Source organism: Acidovorax temperans (genome assembly GCF_028596105.1).
Lineage (GTDB): Bacteria > Pseudomonadota > Gammaproteobacteria > Burkholderiales > Burkholderiaceae_C > Acidovorax > Acidovorax temperans.
The window spans coordinates 1,127,501-1,153,166 of the sequence record NZ_CP117193.1 but is presented as its reverse complement, the minus strand read 5'-3'; the positions used below and the strand labels follow the sequence as shown (position 1 = coordinate 1,153,166).

General features: G+C 60.9%; 23 protein-coding genes, 2 rRNA genes and 2 pseudogenes (1 of these 27 only partly in view). 9 read left to right on the top strand and 18 right to left on the bottom strand.

The annotated features are described in order from the left end of the window. Positions 1 to 66: 66 nt before the first annotated feature. Positions 67 to 1,311, bottom strand: coding sequence for a YihY family inner membrane protein (locus tag PQV96_RS05405; RefSeq protein ID WP_273624775.1), 1,245 nt, complete (start codon positions 1,309 to 1,311; stop codon positions 67 to 69). Positions 1,312 to 1,639: 328 nt separating this feature from the next. On the opposite strand from PQV96_RS05405, the gene PQV96_RS05400 reads away from it, so the two are divergent. Together PQV96_RS05400 and PQV96_RS05395 are read left to right on the top strand one after the other, a co-directional pair. After that, positions 1,640 to 2,062, top strand: coding sequence for a DUF2069 domain-containing protein (locus PQV96_RS05400; protein ID WP_207373288.1), 423 nt, complete (start codon positions 1,640 to 1,642; stop codon positions 2,060 to 2,062). A gap of 42 nt (positions 2,063 to 2,104) precedes the next feature. Then, positions 2,105 to 3,523 (top strand): FAD-binding oxidoreductase, encoded by a 1,419-nt coding sequence (locus PQV96_RS05395; protein ID WP_207373289.1) that lies wholly within the window; start codon positions 2,105 to 2,107, stop codon positions 3,521 to 3,523. A 14-nt stretch (positions 3,524 to 3,537) separates the two neighbouring features. Here the strand turns inward: PQV96_RS05395 and PQV96_RS05390 are convergent. Continuing rightward, positions 3,538 to 3,912, bottom strand: a pseudogene (locus PQV96_RS05390) (LysR substrate-binding domain-containing protein); the annotation flags it as partial. Between PQV96_RS05390 and PQV96_RS05385 the strand changes: the two are divergent. From PQV96_RS05385 to PQV96_RS05360, 6 genes and pseudogenes are all read left to right on the top strand, one after another. Next, positions 3,891 to 4,991, top strand: a pseudogene (locus PQV96_RS05385) (MFS transporter); the annotation flags it as partial. The pseudogenes PQV96_RS05390 and PQV96_RS05385 sit on opposite strands and share 22 nt — an antisense overlap. A 94-nt stretch (positions 4,992 to 5,085) precedes the next feature. Then, positions 5,086 to 5,940 carry a thymidylate synthase gene (locus PQV96_RS05380; protein ID WP_273624774.1) on the top strand — a complete coding sequence of 285 codons (855 nt, stop codon included), beginning with the start codon at positions 5,086 to 5,088 and terminating at the stop codon, positions 5,938 to 5,940. A gap of 115 nt (positions 5,941 to 6,055) precedes the next feature. Continuing rightward, complete coding sequence (locus tag PQV96_RS05375) at positions 6,056 to 6,670, top strand: DUF4337 domain-containing protein (RefSeq protein ID WP_273624773.1); 615 nt, start codon at positions 6,056 to 6,058, stop codon at positions 6,668 to 6,670. A 23-nt stretch (positions 6,671 to 6,693) separates the two neighbouring features. Then, positions 6,694 to 7,197 carry a dihydrofolate reductase gene (locus tag PQV96_RS05370; RefSeq protein WP_273624772.1) on the top strand — a complete coding sequence of 168 codons (504 nt, stop codon included), beginning with the start codon at positions 6,694 to 6,696 and terminating at the stop codon, positions 7,195 to 7,197. Positions 7,198 to 7,399: 202 nt separating this feature from the next. After that, the gene (locus PQV96_RS05365) at positions 7,400 to 8,164 is read left to right on the top strand and encodes an FAD-binding oxidoreductase (RefSeq protein ID WP_242638024.1); all 765 of its coding nucleotides are present in this window, start codon (positions 7,400 to 7,402) and stop codon (positions 8,162 to 8,164) included. Between the two features lie 9 nt (positions 8,165 to 8,173). Then, positions 8,174 to 8,881, top strand: a complete 708-nt coding sequence (locus PQV96_RS05360; RefSeq protein ID WP_273624771.1) for an FAD-binding oxidoreductase — start codon at positions 8,174 to 8,176, stop codon at positions 8,879 to 8,881. Between the two features lie 51 nt (positions 8,882 to 8,932). Here the strand turns inward: PQV96_RS05360 and PQV96_RS05355 are convergent, their stop codons facing one another. The 3 genes from PQV96_RS05355 to PQV96_RS05345 form a co-directional block, all read right to left on the bottom strand. After that, a complete protein-coding gene (locus tag PQV96_RS05355; RefSeq protein WP_207373294.1) occupies positions 8,933 to 9,517 on the bottom strand; it encodes a GGDEF domain-containing protein in 585 nt (194 codons plus the stop codon). 91 nt (positions 9,518 to 9,608) lie between these two features. Next, positions 9,609 to 9,767: a hypothetical protein gene (locus PQV96_RS05350; protein WP_207373295.1), complete on the bottom strand. Its 159-nt coding sequence runs from the start codon at positions 9,765 to 9,767 to the stop codon at positions 9,609 to 9,611. A 148-nt stretch (positions 9,768 to 9,915) separates the two neighbouring features. After that, the gene (locus PQV96_RS05345) at positions 9,916 to 10,956 is read right to left on the bottom strand and encodes an IS630 family transposase (RefSeq protein WP_044395424.1); all 1,041 of its coding nucleotides are present in this window, start codon (positions 10,954 to 10,956) and stop codon (positions 9,916 to 9,918) included. A gap of 256 nt (positions 10,957 to 11,212) precedes the next feature. On the opposite strand from PQV96_RS05345, the gene xth reads away from it, so the two are divergent. Further along, positions 11,213 to 11,992, top strand: a complete 780-nt coding sequence (gene xth / locus PQV96_RS05340) for an exodeoxyribonuclease III (protein WP_207375372.1) — start codon at positions 11,213 to 11,215, stop codon at positions 11,990 to 11,992. A 117-nt stretch (positions 11,993 to 12,109) separates the two neighbouring features. On the opposite strand, the gene PQV96_RS05335 is transcribed toward xth, so the two are convergent. The 13 genes from PQV96_RS05335 to PQV96_RS05275 all read right to left on the bottom strand — a co-directional run. Further along, positions 12,110 to 13,087, bottom strand: a complete 978-nt coding sequence (locus PQV96_RS05335) for a ferritin-like domain-containing protein (protein ID WP_273624770.1) — start codon at positions 13,085 to 13,087, stop codon at positions 12,110 to 12,112. A gap of 214 nt (positions 13,088 to 13,301) precedes the next feature. Further along, the gene (gene ntrC / locus PQV96_RS05330) at positions 13,302 to 14,915 is read right to left on the bottom strand and encodes a nitrogen regulation protein NR(I) (protein WP_273624769.1); all 1,614 of its coding nucleotides are present in this window, start codon (positions 14,913 to 14,915) and stop codon (positions 13,302 to 13,304) included. 37 nt (positions 14,916 to 14,952) lie between these two features. After that, positions 14,953 to 15,984 (bottom strand): nitrogen regulation protein NR(II), encoded by a 1,032-nt coding sequence (gene glnL, locus PQV96_RS05325; RefSeq protein WP_207375383.1) that lies wholly within the window; start codon positions 15,982 to 15,984, stop codon positions 14,953 to 14,955. Positions 15,985 to 16,047: 63 nt separating this feature from the next. Beyond that, positions 16,048 to 16,569, bottom strand: a complete 522-nt coding sequence (locus tag PQV96_RS05320) for a hypothetical protein (protein WP_207375375.1) — start codon at positions 16,567 to 16,569, stop codon at positions 16,048 to 16,050. Positions 16,570 to 16,771: 202 nt separating this feature from the next. Beyond that, positions 16,772 to 18,187, bottom strand: a complete 1,416-nt coding sequence (gene glnA, locus PQV96_RS05315) for a type I glutamate--ammonia ligase (protein WP_207375376.1) — start codon at positions 18,185 to 18,187, stop codon at positions 16,772 to 16,774. 167 nt (positions 18,188 to 18,354) lie between these two features. Further along, a complete protein-coding gene (locus PQV96_RS05310) occupies positions 18,355 to 19,176 on the bottom strand; it encodes a competence/damage-inducible protein A (protein ID WP_207375377.1) in 822 nt (273 codons plus the stop codon). A gap of 5 nt (positions 19,177 to 19,181) precedes the next feature. Then, complete coding sequence (locus PQV96_RS05305) at positions 19,182 to 20,063, bottom strand: EI24 domain-containing protein (protein WP_207375378.1); 882 nt, start codon at positions 20,061 to 20,063, stop codon at positions 19,182 to 19,184. A gap of 39 nt (positions 20,064 to 20,102) precedes the next feature. Continuing rightward, positions 20,103 to 21,116 carry a sterol desaturase family protein gene (locus PQV96_RS05300; protein WP_207375379.1) on the bottom strand — a complete coding sequence of 338 codons (1,014 nt, stop codon included), beginning with the start codon at positions 21,114 to 21,116 and terminating at the stop codon, positions 20,103 to 20,105. Between the two features lie 39 nt (positions 21,117 to 21,155). Further along, positions 21,156 to 21,944 (bottom strand): polysaccharide deacetylase family protein, encoded by a 789-nt coding sequence (locus tag PQV96_RS05295; protein ID WP_207375380.1) that lies wholly within the window; start codon positions 21,942 to 21,944, stop codon positions 21,156 to 21,158. A 21-nt stretch (positions 21,945 to 21,965) separates the two neighbouring features. After that, a complete protein-coding gene (locus PQV96_RS05290; protein WP_207375381.1) occupies positions 21,966 to 22,952 on the bottom strand; it encodes a YVTN family beta-propeller repeat protein in 987 nt (328 codons plus the stop codon). Positions 22,953 to 23,005: 53 nt separating this feature from the next. Then, positions 23,006 to 23,749 carry a 16S rRNA pseudouridine(516) synthase gene (locus tag PQV96_RS05285; RefSeq protein WP_207375382.1) on the bottom strand — a complete coding sequence of 248 codons (744 nt, stop codon included), beginning with the start codon at positions 23,747 to 23,749 and terminating at the stop codon, positions 23,006 to 23,008. 107 nt (positions 23,750 to 23,856) lie between these two features. Next, positions 23,857 to 23,969: ribosomal RNA gene (gene rrf, locus PQV96_RS05280) — 5S ribosomal RNA — on the bottom strand. Positions 23,970 to 24,109: 140 nt separating this feature from the next. Beyond that, positions 24,110 to 25,666: ribosomal RNA gene (locus tag PQV96_RS05275) — 23S ribosomal RNA — on the bottom strand; it runs 1,322 nt beyond the window's last position.

Sequence of the window (25,666 nt, the reverse complement as noted above, 5' to 3'; positions counted from 1 at the left end):
TTCAAGCCAAAACAGGCTCTAGCGCTTACCAATCAAGCGCCAGCAGCTATATTTTATATAGCAAAACTAAACCACCCGCTGCACACCCAAGGCGGGCTCAGTAACAGCGCTAGTCTGCAGCACATCCTCCAACAGCAAGCCTTCCAGCCGGGCTTTCGACCACAGCGGCTGCAAGCTTTCAGAGCGCTCCAGCAGCAGGCGCCGCACCAGCGGCGCCAGGGGGGTGGTGCCAGGGTTGGCAAGCAGCACATAGCGGGACTCGGGCGCGTCCGCTTCGCCCACCGCCGCATCGTTGACCTGGCCCACCCAGTCCAGCGCGGTTAGCGCCTCCAGCACCGGGGCCAGCTGCAACCCATCCACCCGCAGCAACTGCGCAAGCTGGCTGGGGCGCAGGCCCTTGATGTGCTGGTGGCGCACGCGGTGCAACTGCTGCAGCACCTCCACCGCCAGCTGAAACGTCCAGCCCGCCACCGTGCCGCGCCGCGCCACCCCGGCCAGCAGGCTGGGCAGGTAGGCCGTGACCACTGCACCCAGCAGCACGATGACCCAGGCCACATAGATCCACACCAGCAGAATGGGCAGCGTGGCAAACGCGCCATACACCACCGAATAGGTGGGCACCTTGCCCAGGTACACCGCCAACACCTTCTTGGCCAGCTCGATGCACACAGCCACAAACAGCCCACCCGTCCAGGCGTGGCGCCACTTCACTGGCGTGTTGGGCACATAGTGGTACAGCGCCGCCATGCCACCCGCCAGCACCACAAACTGGATCGAATCAAACAGCAGCTGCACCCCGTCGGGCAGGCGCTTGACCAGCCCACCCGATGCCGACATCACATACGACGTGAGCGCCAGACTGGCGCCCATCAGCAGCGGGCCCAGCGTGATGGCGGCCCAGTAGATCAGCACCCGCTGCCCCAGCGGCCGCAGGCGTTGCACGCGCCAGATGTCGTTGAGCGTGCGGTCGATGGTCAGGATGAGCGCCAGCGCCGTGGCCAACAGAATGCTGAAACCCGCCGCCCCCAGGCTGCTGGCCTTGGAAGCAAACTGCGTGAGGTAGCCCAGCACCTGGCGCGAGATGCTGTCAGGCACCAGGCTGCTGACCAGCCAGCCCTGCAGCGCATCTTGCAGCTTGCCAAAGATGGGGAAGGCGGTGAACACCGCCAGCGCCACGGTAAAGAACGGCACCAGCGCGAGGATGGTGGTGAAGGTCAGGCTGCTGGCCGTGAGGCCCAGGTGGTCTTCACGAAAGCGCTCGCGCAGTGTCTGGGCTGTGGTCTTCCACGGGAAGTGCGACAGCTCGGTCATGAGCGCCTCCACGCGCAGTGCGGCTGTCTGGAGCGTGCTATGCACTTTTACGTGCCCACGAAAGCCGGGGAAAGGCCCGGCAACTAGGCGCAGGACGCGCCGCGGTATGGATACCGCAAGCGTTCTGCAACAACGTGGCCGGGCCTTTCCCCGGCTTTCCCGAAGGGTTGGGCTCCCAGGCCAGCGCTCGCGGCGTTGCAGTCCTTGCCAAGGTCCCGACCTTGGCGGCGGACGGCGCCTTGCGATGACAGGCCTGGGGGCCCAACGTGGGTACGTAAAAGTGCATAGCACGCTCTAAAAAAGGCATGGCCGATATGATGCCACCCCAATGACTGCATCCCCCGCCATCCCCCATCCCTCCGCCGACCACGGCGTTGCCGCCACACGCTGGGTGGCCACGGGCAGCCTGCTGGCCCTGATCGTTCTGTGCCTGGCCTGGGAGCTGGTGCTGGCGCCTGTGCGCCCCGGTGGCACCTGGCTGGCCATCAAGGCCCTGCCGCTGTGCATCCCGCTGGCAGGCATCCTCAAGAACCGCATGTACACCTACCGCTGGGTCAGCCTGGTGATCTGGCTGTATTTCACCGAAGGCGTGGTGCGCGGCTGGAGCGACAAGCCCCCATCGCAGTGGCTGGCATGGACCGAAGTGGCGCTGTGCCTCGCGCTGTTCACCGCCTGCACGCTGCATGTGCGTCTGCGCCAGCGCAACGCTCGGGCGGCGGAAGCTGCCGGTGCCGCCGGTGCCTCTGATTGACACGCCCGCCCTCCTGTTTCCCGATCTTGAAGACGCTCTGCCATGACCTCTTTGCTTGACACCCTTCGCTCCATCGTGGGCGATGCCCATGTACTGACCGAAGGCGACCTCACCGCCTGGGAACAAGACTGGCGCCGCCGCGTGCGCGGCAAGGCCCTGGCTGTGGTGCGCCCGGCCAGCACGCCCGAAGTGGCAGCGGTGGTCAAGGCCTGCGCGGCTGCGGGCACCGCCATCGTGCCGCAGGGCGGCAACACCGGGCTGGCCGTGGGCTCCACGCCCGATGCATCGGGCACGCAGATCGTGCTCAGCCTCACGCGCATGAACGCTGTGCGCAACGTGGACACCGACAACCTCACCATGACCGTGGAGGCCGGCTGCATCCTGCAAAACCTGCAGGAAGTGGCGCGCAATGCGGGCGCACTGTTCCCCCTGTCGCTGGCAGCCGAGGGCAGTTGCACCATTGGCGGCAACCTGGGCACCAACGCAGGCGGCACGCAGGTGGTGCGCTACGGCAACACACGCGACCTGTGCCTGGGGCTGGAAGTGGTCACGCCACAAGGCGAGGTATGGAGCGGCCTGAAGGGCCTGCGCAAGGACAACACCGGCTACGACCTGCGCGATCTGTTCATCGGCAGCGAAGGCACGCTGGGCATCATCACCGCCGCGTGCATGAAGCTCTACCCCCAGCCCGCCGCCAAGCTCACCGCCTGGGCCGCCGTGCCTTCCATGGAACACGCCGTGCAACTGCTGGGCATGGCGCACCAGAAGCTGGGCGCGGGCCTGACGGGCTTTGAGGTGATGGGCCAGTTTGCGCTGAGCCTGGTAGGCAAGCACATGCCGCAACTGCGCGTGCCCTTTCTTGGCCAGGACGATGCGCCCTGGTGCGTGCTGCTCGAAAATTCAGACAGCGAATCTGAAGAACACGCCCGCGCACGCTTCGAATCGCTGCTCGAAAAAGCGTTCGAGGCCGGCTGCGTGACTGATGCTGTGGTGGCCGAAAACCTCACGCAAGCGCACCAGCTCTGGCACATCCGCGAGAACATTCCCCTCGCCCAGGCCGAAGAGGGGCTGAACATCAAGCACGACATCTCGGTGCAGATCTCGCGCATCCCCGCCTTTGTGGCGCACACCGACGCGGTGCTGCAGCGCGAGATTCCCGGCGTGCGCCTGGTCAACTTCGGCCACCTGGGCGATGGCAACCTGCACTACAACGTGCAGGCACCTGTGGAGGGCGACCCGAAGGCCTTCCTGCGTGACAACGAAGAGCGCGTACACCAGCTGGTGTACGACGCCGTGGCCGAATTTGGCGGCTCGTTCTCCGCCGAGCACGGCGTGGGCGAGCTCAAGGCCGACAAGCTGGAGAAGTACCAGTCGCCCGTGGCTCTGTCGATGATGCGCGCCATCAAGCAAGCGCTGGACCCGCAAGGCATCATGAACCCTGGGCGCGTGCTGAAAGCCTGAACAGCGCTGGGAACCTACGCGGGGCCATGCGCCTCGCGCAGCAGCCAGTCCCGAAACGCAGCCACCTTGGGCTGTGCAATGCACTCTGGGCGGTACACCACGTAATACGCCAGGGCCGAGTCCAGCCGCACCTGCGGAAACAGCCGCACCAGGCGGCCCGCAGCCAGGTCGTCATGCGCCATCACGCTGCGCGCTAGCGCCACGCCTTGGCCATCAACGGCCGCCTGCAGCACGGCAGCCGAGTTGTTGATGCGCAAGCCCCGGTCGGTGGGCACCCCCTGCACCCCCGCATGGCGCAGCCAGGCCTGCCAACTGGCAAAACCCGTGCTGGTATCAACAGATTGGTCATGGATGAGCACCTGCCCGCGCAAATCGTCCGGGGCTTGCAGCGTTGCCGATTTCGGTGTTTGTGATCGGCATGGCCTTGTCCACGCTGCCGGTGGGCGCTGTGGCACGCCAGCATGGCCGCCACGCGGCGTTCTTTCTGGGCAATGGGTGCGGCGTGGTGTCGGGGCTGCTGGCCAGCCTGGCACTGGTGCAGGCGTCGTTTGTGCTGTTCTGCATTGCCATGCTGTTTGGAGGCGCCTATGCGGCGGTGGTGCTCACCTTCCGCTTTGCAGCAGCCGAATGCGTGCCTGCGGCCGACAAGCCCCGTGCCTTGTCGCTGGTGCTGGCCGGTGGCGTGTTTGCCGGCGTGCTGGGACCGCAACTGGTCACCGCCACCATGAACCAATGGCCACCGCACGCCTACGCCGCCACCTACCTGTGTGCGGCGGCCGTGTCAGTGCTGTCGGCCCTGGTGCTGCGCGGTGTGCGGTTTGCGGGCGGCCCTGCCACGCCCGCTGCTGTGGGCCCAGCCCCATCGAACCCACTTGCCACGAGCAGGCCCATCCGTGACGTGGTGCGCCAGCCCCGCTTTGTGGTGGCCATGCTGTGCGGCGTGGTCAGCTACATGCTGATGAACTTCATGATGACTTCGGCACCGCTGGCCATGGAGCCGTGCGGCCTGCCACGCGAATATTCCAACTACGGCATCGAGCTGCATGTGGTGGCCATGTACCTGCCCAGCTTTTTCACCGGGCGGCTCATTGCCCGCTTTGGCGAAACCCCCATCGTTCTGGCGGACCTGGCACTCACTGCCGCCGCCGCGCTGGTGGACATGAGCGGCCAGACGGTTGCGCATTTCTGGTGGGCACTCGCCCTGCTGGGCGTGGGCTGGAACTTCGGCTTCCTGGGTGCGTCAGCCATGGTGCTGCAATGCCACACGCCACAGGAAGGCCCGCGCGTGCAGTCCATCAACGATTTCGTGGTGTTCGGCACCATGGTCATTGGCTCGTTCGCATCAGGCAGCCTGCTCTCGGCCTACGGCTGGAGCACTGTGGCCGCGCTGACGCTACCGCCCGTGGTGGTCGCTGCGGCGGCACTGCTGTGGATAGGGCGCGTGCGACAAGCGCAATCTTGCACGTAGCGAGTCAGTCGGCAGCGCAAGTGGGCCGGCCCGCTTAAAATCGCCCGCCTGGCCCGGCCCCTGCCGCGCGCCGCTTTACCTTGCGAGCCCCCACATGAACCAGCCTGCCGCCCCTGCACCGCAGCGCCCCGTGCGCTCCCAATACGAGGACCTGATGCGCCTGGTGTTCACCCAGGGGGTGGAAAAAGCCGACCGCACGGGCACGGGCACCAAGAGCGTGTTCGGCCACCAGATGCGGTTTGATTTGCGCGAGGGGTTTCCCCTGGTCACCACCAAGAAGGTGCACCTCAAGTCCATCATCGTCGAGCTGCTGTGGTTCCTCACGGGCTCGAGCAACAACAACTGGCTCAAAGAGCGCGGCGTGACCATCTGGGACGAGTGGGCACGCGAGGACGGCGAGCTGGGCCCCGTGTACGGCGTGCAGTGGCGCAGCTGGCCCACGCCCGATGGCGGCCACATCGACCAGATCAGCGATGTGATCCAGACGCTCAAGACGAACCCCGATTCGCGCCGCATCATCGTCAGCGCCTGGAACGTGGCCGACCTCAGCAAGATGGCGCTGATGCCCTGCCACGCGTTCTTTCAGTTCTACGTGGCCCCGGCGCAAGAGCCCGGCGGGCGTGGCACCCTGAGCTGCCAGCTCTACCAGCGCAGTGCCGACATCTTCCTGGGCGTGCCCTTCAACATTGCCAGCTATGCGCTGCTCACGCACATGGTGGCGCAGCAGTGCGATCTGGACGTGGGTGACTTCATCTGGACGGGTGGCGACTGCCACATCTACAGCAACCACTACGAGCAGGTCACCACGCAACTAGCCCGCACGCCCTACGCCTACCCCACGCTGAACATCAAGCGCAAGCCGGCGAGCATCCTCGAATACGAATACGAAGATTTTGAGGTGCTGGACTACCAGTGCCACCCGGCCATCAAGGCGCCTGTGGCGGTGTGACCCTGCGCCAGGGCAAGCAGCCGTAGCGCCCCAGGCCGCGCAGCGTTTGCCCCTTTCTTTCACCGCAGCCCGGGCGCTGCGGTAGTGCTTAGCAACCCTCTGACCTCCATCCCATATGTCTTCCGGCGGATTTCACGTACACGGCCCCCACGACCACGCCATTGAGCACGCCACGCATGGCCACGGCGAGCACCCTGCAGAGAGCCACGGCACTGAAGGCCATGGCAGCAGCACCAACAAGATCGCAATGTTCACCGCCATCGTCGCCACGGTGGGTGCCATCTTTGCCTACATGGGTGGCGCCACGCAGGCCAATGCAGGGCTGATGAAGAACGATGCTGCCATCAAGAAGACGGAAGCCTCCAACCAGTGGAATTACTTCCAGTCCAAGAGCACCAAGCAGTCCCTGGCCGAGCTGGCCCGCGACCTGACACCCAGCGAGCAGGAAAAGGCCAAGTACCAGGCCAAGATTGACCGCTACGAAACCGAGAAGAACGAGATCAAGAAAGCTGCAGAGGGCCTGGAAGCCGAAGCCCGCGCCTTTGATGAAAAGAGCGAGGCGCAGATGCACCAGCACCACCGTTGGGCGCAGGCCACCACGGCGCTGCAGGTTGCGATTGCCCTGGCCGCGATTGCGCTGCTCACACGCAAAAAATGGCTGGAATGGGGCATGTACGGCGTGGCCGCCATTGGCCTGGGCGTGGGCACCCTCGCGCTGCTCCATATCTGACCCCTCTTACCGCACAGGCCACCATGCAACCGCTGCACCTGATTTACGCCCGCGCCGCCAATGGCGTGATTGGCAAGGACAACACCATGCCCTGGCACCTGCCCGAGGACATGGCGCATTTCAAGCAACTGACGCAGGGCTGCGCGGTCATCATGGGCCGCAAGACCTGGGATTCATTGCCCCCGCGTTTTCGGCCACTGCCGGGGCGCACCAACATCGTGGTCACCCGCCAAAGTGACTGGCAGGCCGAAGGTGCGCTGCGCGCTGACAGCCTGGAAGGCGCGCTGACCCTGGCCCGCGCAGCCACCACCGAGCCCCACCGCCCGGTGTGGGTGATGGGCGGAGCACAGATCTACGCCCAGGCCCTGACCCTGGCCAACCGGGTCGAGGTCACAGAGATAGCGCAGGACTTTGACGGCGATGCCTACGCGCCCACGCTGGGCGCTGAGTGGAAGGAAACCACGCGCAGCTCGCATGTCTCCACCAACGGCCTGGCCTTTGACTTTGTGAGCTACGTGCGGGGCTGAGTGGCGATTTCACAAGGGATTGGAAAGATGCTATGAGGCGCAGCTACGCGCTCCTGATTTCATAGCTGCTGGCGCTTACCCATCAAGCGCTAGAGGCATTTTTCACCTCTAACCGCTGGGCCAGCCACTGTGCCCAATTTTTCATTGGCCTGACGTAACCCGCGTGCTAAAACGGCGTTTTTCTCAGGAGGGAAAGCGCTCGATGGCCCATCGCAAAAGTCTCACACGCGCGGCAAAACAACGCCGCATCGCGCACTTCTTGGCGCAGCCTCTGCAAGCGCCAACCCCTGGCCACAGCGCCACGTTGACGGGGGTACAGAAGGCCGACCTGGAAGCGCGCACTGTTGGGCGCGTGGTCTTTCCGTGGGATGCTGACTACGACGCGGACCGGCAGGAAACCAACCCTGCGTTCCAGTATTACCCCCTGGTCATCGTCTACTGCGCTTGCGAAACCGACGTGCTGGTGAGCATGGGAGTGGCCAGCGACGCGGGCTTGGCGGTATCAGTACGCTCAGGCGGGCACAGCACGGCAGGCTATTCGGTAAACACCGGCGGCATGGTGATTGACCTGAGCGAGATGAAGGGCGTGGTACTGGACGAAGACCGGGCACTGGTGCATGTTCTGCCTGGCACGCCGTTTGAGGTGTTCAACGGCGCACTCAACGGCACGGGCTGGCATGTGCCCACGGGGGCTTGCGGCAGCGTGTGCGTGGCCGGTTTTGTGCAGGGTGGGGGCTATGGCTATACCTCGCGGACTTTTGGCATCCAAAGCGACAAGGCGGCAGCGTTTCGTATTGCGCTGGCCAACGGAACGGTAGTGACCGCCAACGAACGCGAGAACGCCGACCTGTTCTGGGCCTTGCGGGGCGGCACGGGTGGCAACTTTGGCGTGGTGCTGCAGGTGAGCTACCACATGGTGCGTCTGCCATCGGTGTGGGGCTGGTCCATCACCTGGCAGGCGGCGTAAGCCGCGCAGGTGCTGGCGCTGCTGCAAAAGGACTACACCCGCCAGGGAGCCCCCGAACAGCTGGGTTACATGATGAACCTGGGCTACTACAACGGGCAGGTGGTGTACATGGTGCAAGGCATGTACTGCGGCCCGCGGGACGAGGGCTACGCCGCCATTGAGCCCCTGCTGCAAATCACCGGCGCGCAACTGGTGGTGGACAAGGTGGGCACGTACCCGGAGCTGAACAACTATTTTGAAGACCACCCCTACCCCCTGCCGCAAGACCTGCCTGACGGCATTTGCGAGACCAAGGCCAGCGGATATATCGACAAGCCCATTCCCCAGGCGGTGTGGCAGCAGGTGATCGACCAGTTCCACCAGGCCGTCAACCCCTGGAGCACGGTTTACACCGAGCCCTACGGCGGCGCGATTGCCCGCTACCCGGTGGAAGGCAGCGCTTTTGTGCACCGCCATGTGGACATGGACATCGTGATTGACGGCTGCTGGCGCAACGCAGAAGAGCGCGTGAAGGTACAGGCCTGGATCGACGGGCTGTACGACCTGCTGAGGCCCTACATGAACGGGCATGTGTACCAAAACTACCCCGACCGGACTCTGGAGGACTTTGCCAACGCCTACTGGGGCGATGAGACGTACCGGCGGTTGCGCGAAGTCAAGACGAAGTACGACCCCACCAACTTCTTCTGCTACGAGCAGAGCATTGCACCTTTGTAAGCCGCGCCTGCGGGCTGGGCGTGGTGCCGCGCCTTGCGGAGTGCATGGCACTCAGGCCGAGGCAGGCACTGCGTAGTGCACGCTGCCCTTGCCGCCCCGCTTGGCTTCGTACATGGCGTGGTCGGCGCGGGTCAGCAACTCGTCCACCTGCGCGGGCAGCGGCGGGTGGGCGGCCACCCCGATGCTCACACCCAGTGTCACCTGCACACCATCGGTGTCGGGCAGCGCAAAGGGCGTGTCAAAAATCTGCAGCAGGCGGTCGAGGAACTGCTGGAGCTCCTGCGGGCTGGGGTTGCCACGCATCAGGATGGTGAACTCGTCGCCCCCCAAACGGGCCAGCGTGTCGCCAGCGCGCACGATGTGCGCCAGGCGCTGGGCCACCAGGCGCAGCACGGTGTCGCCCATGTGGTGGCCATACACGTCGTTCACGTCCTTGAAACCGTCCAGGTCCATGAACAGGATGACCACCCCCTCTGTCGCGTCGTCCCCCTGCCCGTCCAGGCTCTCCACCGCTTCGTGCGCCCGCACCATGAAGGCGCCCCGGTTCAGCAGCCCCGTGAGCGAATCGTGCTGCGCCAGATGCAGCAATCGGTCGGCAGCGGCGACGCGCTCGGTGATGTCTTCGATCTGGCACATGATGGACACCGTCTCGCCGCGCAGATTGCGCGCGGGCGGCCTCGCTGTACAGCGAGGTCAAAGTGCGGCCCAGCAGTTCCTTGGGGCGCACCTAGAACCAGTTGGCATAGGCCTCGTTGGCGTACAGGATGTTCAGGCTGGTGTCGACCACGCAGATCGTCGCGCCTGTATGGCGAGTGACGATGTCCAGCAAGTGCGGTGCGGGCAATGACTCGCCAAGGGCTGCAGAGTGGGATAGGCGTTCGTTCATAGAAAGCAGGCGACACCAAGGGGCTCCAAAGCGAACGGGGTCCAAGCCCATCTGGGACCCTCATCCCAACGCCAGACAACAAGCCACTGAAAGCCACCAGGGACTGAGCGACCGCGTAGCGACACTATTGCTCCGGCCCCATGAAGTCTCAAGCGGCGGCATATTTGACGCGGGGATCCTGAAAGTAGCTCATCACCCGCTCGGGTGACTTCTCCAGCATGGCCATGTGTTCGTTGGCCGCATCGCGCAGTTTTGCCTTTGTTCTGACCGGGACCCGCTTGCCCATGGCCTGCTTGAGGTCGGCGTTCAAACGCTCTTCTGGGTTGAGTTCCGGGCTGTAGCTGGGCAGGTAGAACACCTCGATCTGTTCCTTTCTCTCTGCCAGCCACGCCTTGACCGGTTTGCTGTGATGTACACGCAGGTTGTCAAGGATCAGGAACACCTTCTTGCCCGCGTCCTTGATCAAGGCCTCCAGGAACTCAATCAACTTGTCGCTGTTGAAGGCCTCGTCAATGATCATCCAGCGTGCCTTGCCCCGGTTGGTCACCGTGGCGATCATCGACAGCTTCTGGCGTGTGCTGCCCACCGTGAACGCCACGGGTGTCTCACCTGCTGGTGCATAGCTCCTGCCGCGTACATCGGTGTTGACCAGTGCGGTCTCATCGCCCCAGTGGATTTCGCCGCCCTCAGCCTTGGCCTTGGCCTCGATGGCCGGGTAGTGTTCATCTAGCCAGGCCTTGACGGCTTCGGGGCGTTGTTCGTATGCCTTCTTGATGGGCTTTTGTGGGGTGAAACCCCAGCGTGCCAGGTATTTGCCCACGGTGCGCACACCCAATTTCAAGCCACATTCCTGTTCGATAAGCTGCATCACGGCGGCGCGACTCCACAGGAAGAAGTCCATCTTCAATTGCTCGGGACGTTTGTCGCAGATGGTCTTTTGGATGTGGACTTCTTGCTCGGGCGTGAGCAATCGGGCATCGCCTTTCGTGCGACCACGACCGGCTGGTTTGATGGCTGGCCAGCCGCCTTGCTCGAACAGATCAAGCACCTTGCGCACAGCCGGGTAGCTCAAGCCCGACATCTGCACCAGTTCCATGACTTTGATGCCCCGTTTGTGCAGTCGGATGACTTGCTTGCGCCGCTCGTGAAGCTGCTCCAGGGTTTGGTATCTCGCGTCTTCTTTGTCCATGCTGCTTCGAACGCGAAAATCAGCAGAAAGTTCAATCTTTATGGGGCCCGATCAATAGGATAACCCAGGCCACCCAAAACAGCACCTTGAATCATGGGCAATCTATCAACTGCCCGCCTCCCAGTGGGGAGGCGGCCAAAATGCAGCCTGACGCGGCGCCTTCAACCGCCCCGAACCCGCCACCTCACCTGAAGCTGGGCGCCCCAACAGGTTCTAATCCTCTCCATCTCTGGACACCATCACACCACACCCACCCATGAAAATTGCCACCTGGAACGTCAACTCCCTGTCTGTGCGTCTGCCCCAAGTGCTGGCCTGGCTGGCCACCAACCCGGTGGATGCCTTGTGTCTGCAAGAGCTGAAGCTGACCGATGACAAGTTTCCGCACGTTGCACTGCAAGACGCGGGCTACCACGCCGTGGCTTTTGGACAAAAGACATACAACGGCGTGGCCATTCTGACCCGCACGCCGGTGCGCGACGTGGTTCGCAACATTCCGGGGTTTGACGACGAGCAATCCCGCGTGATCGCCGCCACGCTGGACACGCCCGAAGGCCCGCTGCGCTTGCTCAACGGCTACTTTGTGAATGGTCAGGAGCCCGGCTCGGAAAAGTTCGCCTACAAGATGCGCTGGCTGCAGGCTCTGCACGACTGGATTCAGGCCGAAATGGCTGCACACCCGCGTCTGGTGCTGGTGGGTGACTTCAACGTGGCGCCCGAAGACCGCGACTCTTACGACCCGGTGGGCCTGCGCGAAACCATTCACCACACCACGCAAGAGCGCGACCATTTCAAGGCGCTGCTGGCGCTGGGGCTGACAGACGCCTTCCGCATGTTTGAGCAGCCGGAGAAGTCCTTTTCATGGTGGGATTACCGGATGCTGGGCTTTCAGAAAAACCGGGGCTTGCGCATTGACCACATTCTGGTGAGCGAAGCGCTGCGCCCTCAGGTCACCGCGTGCGTGGTAGACCGCGCCCCTCGCAAGAACCCCCAGCCCAGTGACCACGCGCCGGTGGTGGTCACCTTGGGGGCCTGATCTACGCGCACGGCCCTACCACCGCACCACGCAAAAAAGCTGCAGAGCTTTCACTCTGCAGCCGCTAGCGTGACGGCAGGCCGGGACACCCCCGGCCTGTTTCGCTTCAGGCACCGCTTATCGCTGGGCGTAGCTGTCGCGCAGCGCACGCACTTCGTCGTGGTTGCGCTTGGCGCCCTGGGCCTGGCGCTCTAGCAGCGCGCGCACGTCGGCAGGCAACGCGGCGTTCAAGGCCTTGCGGTAGCGGGCCACCGCAGCGTCTTCACCACGCTCGCACTCCTCCAGAACGGCCTTGTCGTCGCGTGATGACAGCGCAGCCTTCACCGACACCCAGCCCCGGTGCACCGCCCCTGCGATGGTGCCGCCGGAAGCGGGCTCGCCCCCAAAGCGGCGAATTTCGCGCTCCAGCTCTTGCGCTGCTGCGGCGCACTGCTGCGAGTGGCGCAGGAAGATGCTCTTGAGTTCGGCCGAATCGGCATGGTCGGCGCAGGATTGGAAGCCGTACTCGCCGTCGCGGGCAGATTCCAGCACGTCGTTGAGGACTTCCACCACATCGTCACCGTCAGACGTATCCATGGCTCCCACGGCACTCGCAGCGCCCTGGGTGCCTGCGCTGCCCAGGCGGGTGTGGGCTCGGTTGGAAGCGCGATCCCAGGCCGCCCGGGTCGCAGGGCGCACATCAGACCAGGCCAGGCCGCCCGTGGCGTGGCGGGCACGCCAGTCGTCCGCCAGTCGGGGCTCCACGGCATCGAAGTCGCCTTCGTAGCGGCCCACGGCAGACCAGCCCAGCTCGTAGGCCGGACGGTATTGCTCATAGGGGCGACCTGGCACGTGGTAAGGCTCGCGGGTGTAGTTGTCACGCCAGTAAGCGTCTTCTTCGGTGGGGTTCACCGCCTCGGCAGCCGCCTTGCCGGCCAGTCCGCCAGCAACGGCACCTGCCACGCCACCCACCACAGCACCCACTGGGCCACCAAAAGCACCTGCGGCCGCACCTGCAGCAGCCCCGCCCAGGGCGGCACCTACTCCAGTGCCCACGGGGTGTGCGCCTGGCTCATCGGTAATGGGGTCACGGTTGGCATCTCTGTAATCCGACATGAAAAATCTCCGGTTGGTTGACAGTGATTTCATTATTGAAACCACCGCCCGCCACCGAGGTCGGAGGAAGGACCCCACCGGTGTAGGACAGGGTGCCCCTGTCTTGACCGTCACGCCAGTGCTGCAGCGCGGCCCGAGGCCGCACACAGACACCGCGCGCAAGCTATCAATTCAATAGCTGCTGGCGCTTATTCCATAAGCGCTAGAGGCGAATTCAGCCTTCATCTGCCGCATCCAGGCCCAGTTCCTGGATCTTGCGGGTGATGGTGTTGCGGCCAATGCCCAGGCGTTGCGCGGCTTCCATGCGCCTGCCGTGGGTGGCCACCAGCGCGGTGCGGATCAGCTGCGATTCAAACCGGCGGTTGAGCACATCCCACACATCTGGCTCGCCCGTGGCGAGCAGCTTTTGCGCTTCTGCCTCCAGTGCATGCTCCCACCCCAGGGGCGTGGCTACGGGCGGTGCAGCCACGGGGGCTACAGCGTCACCCGGGGGGCTGATGGATACATCGGCTGGCGGGGCAGCCCAACCCACAGCCCCCTGGCTGGGCACAGCCACCGGCGCCACGGCCGCTGCAGTGGGCGCGGGCTCAGGGACGGGCACAGGCGCCGGGGTGGGCGTAGCCGCCACGGGCTCGGCAACCGGCACCAAGGGTGCTTCCAGCACTTCGGGCGGCAGGTCTTGCAGCGAGATGACCTGGGCAGGTGCCATCACCGTGAGCCAGTGGCAGATGTTCTCCAGCTGCCGCACGTTGCCCGGAAATGAAAACTGCTCCAGGCGAGCCAGCGCTGCATCCGAAATGCGTTTGGGCTCCACCCCCAGCTGCCGCGCACTTTGCTGCAGAAAGTGGCGGGTGAGCATGGGCACATCGGCGTGGCGCTCGCGCAGCGCGGGCAGCCGCAGGCGAATCACGTTCAGACGGTGGAACAAGTCTTCACGGAACCCGCCTTCCTTCACGCGCTGCTCCAGGTTCTGGTGGGTTGCGGCAATCACGCGCACATGCGACTTGACGGCGGCATGGCCGCCCACGCGGTAGAACTGCCCGTCAGACAGCACGCGCAGCAGGCGGGTCTGCAGGTCAAACGGCATGTCGCCGATTTCGTCCAGAAAGAGCGTGCCGCCCTCGGCTTGCTCAAAGCGCCCACGCCGCTGCGTCTGCGCACCGGTGAAGGCGCCGCGCTCATGGCCGAACAGCTCAGACTCCAGCAGGTCCTTTGGAATGGCTGCCGTGTTGATGGCCACGAACGGCCCGTCGGCTACGGGCGAATGCTTGTGCAGCGCGCGCGCCACCAGCTCCTTGCCCGAACCCGATTCACCGGTGATGAGCACCGTGACCACGCTTTGGCTCAGCCGGCCGATGGCGCGAAACACGTCCTGCATGGCAGGCGCCTGGCCCAGCATTTCGGGGGTGGCAGTCTGGCGCTCTTCCGTCACCTCTTCGCGCTGGCTTTCCTCGACCGCGCGGCGGATCAGCTCCACCGCTTTGGGCAAATCAAACGGCTTGGGCAGGTACTCAAACGCGCCACGCTGGAAGGCCGAGACGGCACTGTCCAGATCGGAATATGCCGTCATGATGATGACGGGCAAGCCCGGCTGCATCTCGCGCACTTTCTCCAGCAGCTGCAGACCCGAGCCGCCGGGCATGCGAATGTCGCTGACCAGCACCTGGGGGCCTTGTCGGGCTGGGTCACCCGCCGTCACATCGGCCAGGGCGTCGAGCACCTCGCGCGGGTGGGTGAAGCTGCGCGTGGGCAGGTTCTCGCGCGCCAGCGCTTTTTCCAGGACGAAGCGGATCGACGGGTCATCATCTACTAACCAGATCGGCTTCATGTGTGTTTACCTTCCCTGTGGTTTTGTGTCTCAGACCTCAGGGGAGCGGAATCAGGATTCGGAAATCGGTGCGACCCGGAACACTGTCGCACTCGATCAACCCGTGGTGCCGCTGCACAAATGTCTGTGCCAGCGTCAAACCCAATCCTGACCCACCGTCGCGCCCTGACACCAGCGGATAAAAAATCCGCTCTTTGATGGCATCTGGCACCCCGGGTCCGTTGTCGATGACATGCAATTCCAGTGCCAGGCGATAGCGTTGGCGGCCGAAGGTGACTTGCCGGGCCACCCGGGTGCGCAAGGTGATCACGGCATCGCCCTGCGCGATACGCTCGGTCAGGGCCTGCGCCGCGTTTTGCACCACGTTGAGCAGAGCCTGAATGAGCTGCGCGCGGTCACCCCGGAATTCAGGAATGGAGGTGTCGTAATCGCGCACAACCTTGAGCCCCTGGGGGTACTCCACCAGCACCAGCGAGCGAACGCGTTCGCATACCTCGTGGATGTTCACATCTCCCACCAGATGGGGGTGCCGGTGGGGGGCCAGCAGGCGGTCAACCAGGCTTTGCAGCCGGTCGGCCTCGTGGATGATGACCTGGGTGTATTCCTTGAGGTCGCGGCTTTCGAGCTCCATCTCCAGCAGCTGCGCTGCGCCGCGAATGCCGCCCAGCGGGTTCTTGATCTCGTGCGCCAGGTTGCGGATCAGCTCCTTGTTGGCCAGGGCCTGCTCGCGCAGGCGCTCTTCGCGGTCTTGGCGGGCCTGCTGCTCCAGCGGCCACAGCTCTACCAGCATCTCGCCCATGCGCTCGGAAGCGGCCACGTTCACATGCACCGGCACCGGGTCTTGTGTGGGCCGCCGCAGGCTGGCCTCAAACCTCAGTGCGGCAAAGTCTTGCACCTTGGCCCCTGTGAGCGCGGTTTGCAGCAGCGCAGGGTCGGTAAAGAAGGCGGAGAAATCAGCGCCTTCGAGCGTGCGACGCGACAGGCCCAGCGTGTTCTCCAGCGCCGCATTGGCAAACTGCACAGCCCCATCGGCGCGCAGCACGGCGATCAGCGTGGATAGAAGGTCCAGAGAATGAAAACGGCTGAGGCCCTGGTTGGCGTCAGCCGCGGTGGAAGTCCTCACGGGTCAGAATCAGTTGGCAGGCAAACGGCTCAGCTCACGCTTGATACCAGCAATATCGCTCTCGCTGCGCGCCACGGAGGCCTTGAGTTCTGCCGTGCGCTCCATATAACGCTGGGGGTTGCGCAAGTCCAGCGCATTGCGCTCTGGCTGGCCGCCGTTGTATTCCTTGACCAGCTCGGCATGGCGGGCTTCGGCCTTGCGCAATTCAGATTCCAAAATCGCGCGGGCATCGGAGTCGCGGGCGCGCTGGTCATTGTTGGTCACGCGCGGTGCGCCTGCTGGCGAGGCAGAAGAGGCCGATGAAGATGATGCGGCAGACGACCCACCACCGGACGCAGCGCCCCCGCCACCCGAGGGGCGTGAGCCTTGAATCACCGTGACGTTGCCGCCCTCCACCAACTTGCAGCCACGCTCTTTGGCCTGCGTGGCGTTGTTGGTGTATTCATTTCCACAGCGGTAGATTCGGTCTTGCGCAAAAGCGAGCACGGGCAAGGTCGCAATGATCCACAGGGTAAGTAGCGTTTTTTTCATAGAGTTCCTCGCACTGCTCATGCAGGATTGCCTTGGAGTATCCCCCAATCGCTGCACATCGCCAATGCAGCGCCGCCCCCGCCCCGGAGGGATTTGTGTGAGGATGCAACGCTTGCAAACACCAGGGTCGTCGCCCGAAACAGAGGCCTCAAGAAAAAAGGCGGCCGAAGCCGCCTTTTGGTTGATCACCCAAGACGGGCCATCACAGCGAGTAGTACATGTCGTACTCAACAGGGTGCACAGCCATGCGGAAGCGGGTCACTTCAGCCATCTTCAGATCAATGTAAGCATCGATCATGCTGTCGGTGAACACGCCACCCTTGGTCAGGAACGCGCGATCCTTGTCCAGGTGCTCCAGCGCTTGGTCGAGGCTGTGGCACACGGTGGGCACCAGCTTGTCTTCCTCTGGGGGCAGGTGGTACAGGTCCTTCGTTGCAGCTTCGCCGGGATGGATCTTGTTTTCCACGCCGTCCAGACCCGCCATCAACAGGGCGGCAAAGCCCAGGTAGGGGTTCATCAGTGGATCGGGGAAACGGGCTTCCACGCGGCGGCCCTTGGGGTTGGCCACGTAAGGAATACGGATCGAAGCGGAGCGGTTCTTGGCAGAGTACGCCAACTTCACAGGCGCCTCGAAGTGAGGAACCAGACGCTTGTAGCTGTTGGTGCCAGGGTTTGTAATGGCGTTCAGGGCACGGGCGTGCTTGATGATGCCGCCAATGTAGTACAGAGCGTAGTCAGACAGGCCGGCGTAGCCATCGCCAGCGAACAGGTTCTTGCCGTCCTTCCACACGGACTGGTGCACGTGCATGCCGGATCCGTTGTCGCCGTGGTAAGGCTTGGGCATGAAGGTGGCGGTCTTGCCGTAGGCGTTGGCCACGTTGTGGATCACATACTTTTGCAGCATGGTCCAGTCAGCGCGCTCGACCAGCGTGCTGAAGCGGGTGCCGATTTCGTTCTGGCCAGCACCAGCCACTTCGTGGTGGAACACTTCGACAGGAATGCCCAGCGATTCGAGGATCAGGGACATTTCGGCGCGCATGTCTTGCGTGCTATCGACAGGAGGCACGGGGAAATAGCCGCCCTTGACGGTAGGACGGTGGCCGCGGTTACCGCCTTCGAGCTTGGAGCCGGTGTTCCAGGGGGCTTCGTACTCTTCGATTTCGTAGAAGGTGTGGTTGGGCTCTGTGCTCCAGCGCACCCCGTCAAAGATGAAGAATTCTGGCTCAGGACCAAAGTAGGCGGTATCGCCCAAACCAGAAGCCTTCAGGTAGGCTTCGGCGCGCTTGGCGATGGAGCGTGGATCGCGGTCGTAGGCTTTGCCATCGCTGGGCTCGATCACATCGCAGGTCAGGATCAGCGTGGTTTCTTCAAAGAAGGGATCGATGTTGGCGCTGTTCGGGTCAGGAATCAGCTGCATGTCGGAGGCTTCGATGCCCTTCCAGCCGGCAATCGAAGAGCCGTCGAAGGCGTGGCCCGAAATGAACTTGTCTTCGTCAAAGTGAGAGACAGGCACCGTGGTGTGCTGCTGCTTGCCACGGGTATCGGTAAAACGGAAGTCAACGAACTTGACTTCGTTTTCCTTCACCATCTTCATCACATCTGCAACGGTCTTGGCCATCAGGTTCTCCTGGGTAAAGCGCTTGTTGAAAAATCTACTGAAACTAAGCAGGTTGCGTGCCAGCCGCACTCAATCCCGCACTACGGTGGCGCAGTGCACGCAGCCCCTGCGAGAAGCTCACAACACATTGCACCAAAAAGGTTAATACAGCCCAAAGCCTGCGAGCACTACATGGCGCGCACCAACTCAGGGCCCAAGTCTGCACCAATATCGTGCAGACCTTGCAGCAAGGCAGTCCAACCCGCAGGAACCAAGTTCTGGGGGCCTTTCACCCCTAGTTCGATATGGCGTCCGTACTGCGGGTGATCCACACTGGGCAGGCTGAATACCCGCAGACCGGGATGGTTACGCTCCACCTGTTCCATGAGGGGTGTCAGGGCAGCCTCCATGGCACCCAGCACGATCACAGAATGCTCCACCTGCGGTGCCACGTGAAAAAGATGGCGGTAGTGCTGGTCCAGCACCCACTCCATCATGGGCCACGCCATGACCGGGAAACCTGGGAAAAAATGCACCACCCCACCCGCGGGGCTGGTGCAGCTGAACCCTGGAATTTTGTTGTACGGGTTCGGAATCACCTCTGCGCCCTGGGGAAATACACCCATATTCAGACGGTGCACATTGTCGGCGCGCTCAGGCTCGTAGGCAACGCCTTGTTCTTTGGCCACGTCTTGCATCCGCTCGCGAATCAGAGCTGCAGCTGTGTCATGCAGCACCAGCTCACGACCCAAAGCTTTGGCCGCGCACTGGCGGGTGTGGTCATCCGGCGTTGCCCCGATGCCTCCACAAGAAAAAACAACGTCTGACGATGCAAATGCCCTTTGCAAAGTGGCGGTGAGTCGCTCTGGGTTGTCACCGACGTAGTCGGCATAAGAAAGCGCAAGGCCTCTCACCCCTAATAGCTCAATGACTTTGGGAAGGTGCTTGTCTGCACGTTTGCCCGAAAGAATCTCGTCACCGACGATGATCAAACCAAAAGAGGGAGACATAGATCTCAATCGAGTTGTTGGGGGCTTGGTGGAAGCTGCGCCTGCCCTGGCGCCCCCGGTACAGCAGCACCGTTTGCTGCGCCCGCCGCAGAATTGGCGGCACGCAATTGCGCCAGCGCCTGCAAGCAGAAGTGAGCAAACCACAGCGATGAAAATGCAAAAACCAGCGTGTAAATCCAAATGGCCAACGGCAAGAGAACCACAAACGCTGCGGCAAACACGACACCCGAGGCCCACACAATACTGGGAGCAGCCCCAAGGTAGCCCGTCAGGACCCCCATGCCCAGCAGGGTGACCCGATGGCGTCGTAGCACCTCTCTGCGCTCGTCCTTGCTGGCATGCTCGGCCAGCGCGTCAAAAGCCATCACTCGATAGGTTAGCCATCCCCATATCAAAGGCGGTAATACCAGTACCAGCGGGGGGACCAGCCATAAAGGCACAGAAAACAACAATGCCAGGAGTGCCATCACCGTGGAAGCCAGCGACCACGAAATGCTGGCCAACAAAGAACCGCCCTGCTTTCGCTCTAGAGACGGGAACCTCCTAACGGCCACCATATTCACCAGGGCGGGCGTCATCAGAAAGGCGACGGCCAAGAGGGAAACGACCACCAACACCGGAGAAGCGAGCAAGACCACCATCAACGGCGCGAGCCAATCCATCACGTTGGCAACGCCCCAAGACGCCAACCACGACAGCATGCTTGCCAGCAAGGTGGAATCGTCCAGCAATGAAGCCATTCCTTGGACAGCGGCATCCCAATAAAAATGTTGCAGCACCAGCGCCAGCAACGCCATCAACAGCAGCGGCACTGCAGACAGCAGCATGACGCGCGGCCGCAAACAATATGCGGCGGCTCGCCAAAAGGAATCAAAGAGCAAACCCATGGCGCAAGCATAACGCGCAGATCTGGCGCACCTATCAACCTATGCTCGTCCCAACAATCGGCAGATGCCAAGCCATTGTTGCGACCAAAAGCCATTTCCGTAGTCGCGTACGCGGCCATGTGCATCGGGCTCGACCTGGTCTCGAATACCGGTAGGGTCATATCTCAACTCAAAATTGGCCGTCCCCATCAGCATGTCCCACCAGGGAAGCAGCACACCAAAGTTGTGCCCGCCCAAGACAACCTTTCTGGCATCAGCGCGGGAGCCTAGCTTGCCACCTTTGGGGGTCTGAACGGTTTCATGCCCTATGCCGATGCTGTGATGCCTCCGGTGAAATCGAGGGCTGATCCAAAGCCGCTCGCCGATGGAGCCAAACCATGCGCGAAGATTGGCGTGCTGAAAGCTCTCGCTCAATTGGGTGATGGCGACAATGGCAATAAACTGGGTCGGCGCCACCCCAATGCACTGGGCTACAACAACCAAGATGAAGTCGCGTAGAACATCATCCAGCAAATGGTTGCGGTTGTCCGTCCACATCGTCATTTGCTGCTGAGAGTGGTGTAGCGCATGCAGCTTCCACCACCACTCAAAATGGTGCTGGCCTCGGTGAATCCAATAATCCACAAAATCGAAGACTACCAGGTAGATCAGCAAGCTAACCCAAGGAATATCCGTGACTCCGGGAAGCAAACCATCTAACTGCAATGGACTGAAGCCAATGACGCGAAGCGCACCAAACATCGAGTCCATGAGAGGTGTCAGCAGAAAAAAGACTGCGACACGGAACACCCCCAAACGGTGAATGAGCGTGTAAAGCACATCCACCCGGACTGCGGCTTTATTCACTACGGGCTCCACTGGTTTCCACTTTTGCAGAGGCCCAATAACCAAGCAAATCACAGCGATCTGAAGCATGCCCACCAGCAACCACCCAGCCGCCACATAGCCGGACTCCAGAATTCCGCCCCAACCCAACATAAACAGTAGCGGCTGAATCGTATTTTCAAACACCCACTGCTGGGCGGCGTCGAAAGCGCCGGCAACCCAATCCATACGACAGCATCCTTATTCTGAAGTGGCAACCCCGCGGACTCAAAAAGCCTGACCTATGCCCAATTGAGGATGATCCTTGAGAGTCTTGAAGCAAAAGCCCTTTTGCTTGAGGCCAACGATGAGAGGCTCCAGTACTGCTGGAGCCCAAGGGTCTTGCCTGGACCATATCCCCAAATGGGCCATCAAGATATCTCCAGACCGGATGCCACGCAGCGCCTTGTCGAGCAACATGGCATTGCTGAACTTCTCGCTCGGTAGCTCATCGCCCAAAAAACCGGCCGCAGCCCATCCCACATGCCGGTACCCACATGACCTGGCCGCGAGTTCGAGAGATGGGGATAGCCTGCCACCAGGTGCTCGAAACAATGGCAGAGGTGACTTGCCGGTGAGCATATGAAGCCTGCGAGAAGATTGTGAAAGCTCTTCGCAATAGCCGTGACGGTCAAGGATGTAGGTTTCTCCCTGCCGTGAGCCCGCCGAAGGTTTCACCCGAAATGCATGCATACCGGCATCCGCAACCCAGTAAACATGGTTGAAGGTGTGAGAAGCAAATTCATGCCCTTCTTTCGCCCTCTCACGCCACCAGCCCCCCCAATGCTCCCCGAGGCTACCGTCACCCTCTGTCGTCTTTTCATTGGCGGCAAAAAAGGTAACCAACACTTTCTGCCTCGCCAAAATATCGGCGATCACTGGCGCAACGGCCATGTGCCCGGTATCGAAGGTCAAATAAACGGGCTTCTTGCAGTCTTGCGCAGGCGTGGCTGATGCCTGCGAGTGATACAGCCCGGCAAGTGCAAAGCCGCCAACTACACAGAGCAGAAAGCGCATGGAGAGCATTTGGCCAGAGTATTAACGTGGCGCGTGCTGCAAAGTCCAGACACCATGAGGTGACTTACCTACCGGTACCTGCTTGATCACTTTTCTCTCTACGGTATCCACCACAGACATCTTTTTGGCCCAACGTGAACTGACAAAGATAAAGCGGCCGTCTGCAGACACGTCCATGCAGTCAGGCCCTCCTGGTACGGGATAAGTGTCCACCACTTCTTGTCGCTGCATGTCCAGTTTGCTGATCGTATTAGCCACTCTGTTACTCACGTAGAGATGGCGCTTATCGCCCGCAGCGCGAAAAGCGTGTGCACCACTGCCTGTTTTTATTCTTTTGATGCTTGAAGGTTGAACTCCGCTCACGTCAAAAACCTCGACGCTGTCACTACCAGTCAACCCCACAAAAAGTCGCTTGTCATCGGGGCTACCGTAAATATCGGCAGGCATGGCGCCTGTTTTCGTACGCCAGCGGATCGATTGCGTCGCAATGTCCATCGCAACCAGCTCATCGCTGTCCTGCATCGACACGTAAGCAGTGGTGCTTTTGCTATCAATCCAGATATGACTCGGCGTGCGAGACGTGGCAACTCGTTTCGCCAAGGTCAGCTCTTTACCATCCCATTTATAAAAATCCACATGGTTCAGCCGATTGGCTGCAGTGACCAGCCACTTCATGTCAGGGGTAAATCGAAGATGGTAGGGATCGACGATGTCACGAACAGTTCGCTGTACCTCAGCGGTGCGCGGATCAATGAACGTCAATGTATCGCTGAGCGCATTGGCAATAATGATCGAACGCTCGTCCGGCGTGAGATACAGATGGTGCGGCTCCTTACCGGTCGGTATTCTACGAATCTCCTCCCATGTCACAGGATTGATCACACTAACGTTGGCATCCAACGAGTTTAGAACAAACAATGGCGTCGTCTGTGATGCGAATGCCGAACTAGAAAGCGCAACAAAAGCCCAAAAGAAGAAGAGAAATCGGGATGAGAGAAAGGAACCCACAAACGACCTTTTGATGAATGAAATCGTCGCCCTAATACCAACCAAGGCGTCTATCAGCCTTGAAAGCCCAAATCGCGCAAATGCTCTTTCCCCAGCCACATCCACTCACCGGGTTTTAAGGACTCGGGTAATTCCAATGCGCCAATTTGTGAGCGGTGGAGCTGCTCCACCCTGTTACCCACGGCAGCCAACATGCGTTTGACTTGGTGGTATTTACCTTCGAGCAGGGTCAACTTGAGCTGATGAGAGCCAATCAATTCAGCCCCTGCCGCCTTCACAGCTATTGGGTCATCATCCAAGACGACCCCTTCCAACAATTTTGAAATTTGACGAGCATCCACGGGGTGTTTCGTAGTCACCTCATACACCTTAGGTACATGCTTCTTGGGAGAGGTCATCCGATGGATAAATTGACCATCATCGCTCAGCAACAACAAACCTGTGGTGTCTTGGTCCAGCCTACCAACCGCCTGCACTCCGTGGATGGCGTTCTTTGTCGGACGCTGGCGCAATGGCGCAGGCAGCAGGGTGTAGACACTGGGATATGCCGACGGCTTCTGTGAACACTCAGTTCCAGGTGGTTTGTGCAACAAGATATAAGCTTTTTCGCACCAAGGCCACTCCTGCCCTTGCACCAGCAGCCGAAGACCTTCAGGATCGTACTCCGCACTTGAATCAATGCACTTATCAAAAGGCTGCCCGTCAAGACTAACCTCTACCCAGCCTTGCTGAACCAACCCTGCACACACCCTTCGGGTTCCGAACCCTTGCGAAAACAGGATGTCTTGTAGCTGCATATCCGATGGCTTATGGGTATAAGCGTTACGTGAATGTGAATATCAGAGGCCCATAAGACAAACCCCCCCACTCCATAGGGAGAGGGGGGGGTATGCGGGCTGTAAGAGCCTGACGATGACCTACTTTCACACGGGAACCCGCACTATCATCGGCGCAAAGTCGTTTCACTGTCCTGTTCGGGATGGGAAGGAGTGGTACCAACTTGCTATGGTCATCAGGCATAACTTGGTGCTAAGCAGTCTTGGGACTGCTCGGCGAATTCATAGAGTTTGGAATCAGGTTTTTGTATTTGACTGCGTCTAACTTGGCATAACAGACTTTGAGCTTTTGCACTGAAGTGCATTGGCTATCAAAGTTATAGGGTCAAGCCGCACGAGCAATTAGTACTGGTTAGCTTAACGCATTACTGCGCTTCCACACCCAGCCTATCAACGTCCTGGTCTTGAACGACTCTTTAGGGGGCTCAAGGCCCCGGCAGATCTCATCTTGAAACGAGTTTCCCGCTTAGATGCTTTCAGCGGTTATCTCTTCCACACTTAGCTACTCGGCAATGCCACTGGCGTGACAACCGATACACCAGAGGTGTGTCCACTCCGGTCCTCTCGTACTAGGAGCAGGCTTCCTCAAATCTGCAGCGCCCACGGAAGATAGGGACCAAACTGTCTCACGACGTTTTAAACCCAGCTCACGTACCTCTTTAAATGGCGAACAGCCATACCCTTGGGACCGGCTACAGCCCCAGGATGAGATGAGCCGACATCGAGGTGCCAAACACCGCCGTCGATATGAACTCTTGGGCGGTATCAGCCTGTTATCCCCAGAGTACCTTTTATCCGTTGAGCGATGGCCCTTCCATACAGAACCACCGGATCACTATGTCCTGCTTTCGCATCTGCTCGACTTGTCAGTCTCGCAGTTAAGCACGCTTATGCCATTGCACTATCGTCACGATGTCCGACCGTAACTAGCGTACCTTCGAACTCCTCCGTTACGCTTTGGGAGGAGACCGCCCCAGTCAAACTGCCTACCATGCACTGTCCCCGATCCAGATAATGGACCTAGGTTAGAACCTCAAACACACCAGGGTGGTATTTCAACGTTGGCTCCATGAGAACTAGCGTCCTCACTTCAAAGCCTCCCACCTATCCTACACAGATCTGTTCAAAGTCCAATACAAAGCTACAGTAAAGGTTCATGGGGTCTTTCCGTCTTTCCGCGGGGAGATTGCATCATCACAAACATTTCAACTTCGCTGAGTCTCAGGAGGAGACAGTGTGGCCATCGTTACGCCATTCGTGCAGGTCGGAACTTACCCGACAAGGAATTTCGCTACCTTAGGACCGTTATAGTTACGGCCGCCGTTTACTGGGACTTCAATCAAGAGCTTGCACCCCATCATTTAATCTTCCAGCACCGGGCAGGCGTCACACCCTATACGTCCACTTTCGTGTTTGCAGAGTGCTGTGTTTTTATTAAACAGTCGCAGCCACCGATTTTTTGCAACCCCTTTGGGCTCCCTCCGTACGAGTTCACCTACTTGGGGCATACCTTCTCCCGAAGTTACGGTATCAATTTGCCGAGTTCCTTCTCCTGAGTTCTCTCAAGCGCCTTAGAATACTCATCTCGCGCACCAGTGTCGGTTTGCGGTACGGTCGTCAATAGCTGAAGCTTAGTGGCTTTTCCTGGAAGCAGGGTATCACTCACTTCGTCTGCAAGCAGACTCGTTATCACCCCTCATCTAAGCCCGGCGGATTTGCCTACCAGGCACGACTACAGGCTTGAACCAACATATCCAACAGTTGGCTGAGCTAACCTTCTCCGTCCCCACATCGCACTATTGATCGGTACAGGAATATTGACCTGTTTCCCATCAGCTACGCATCTCTGCCTCGCCTTAGGGGCCGACTCACTCTACG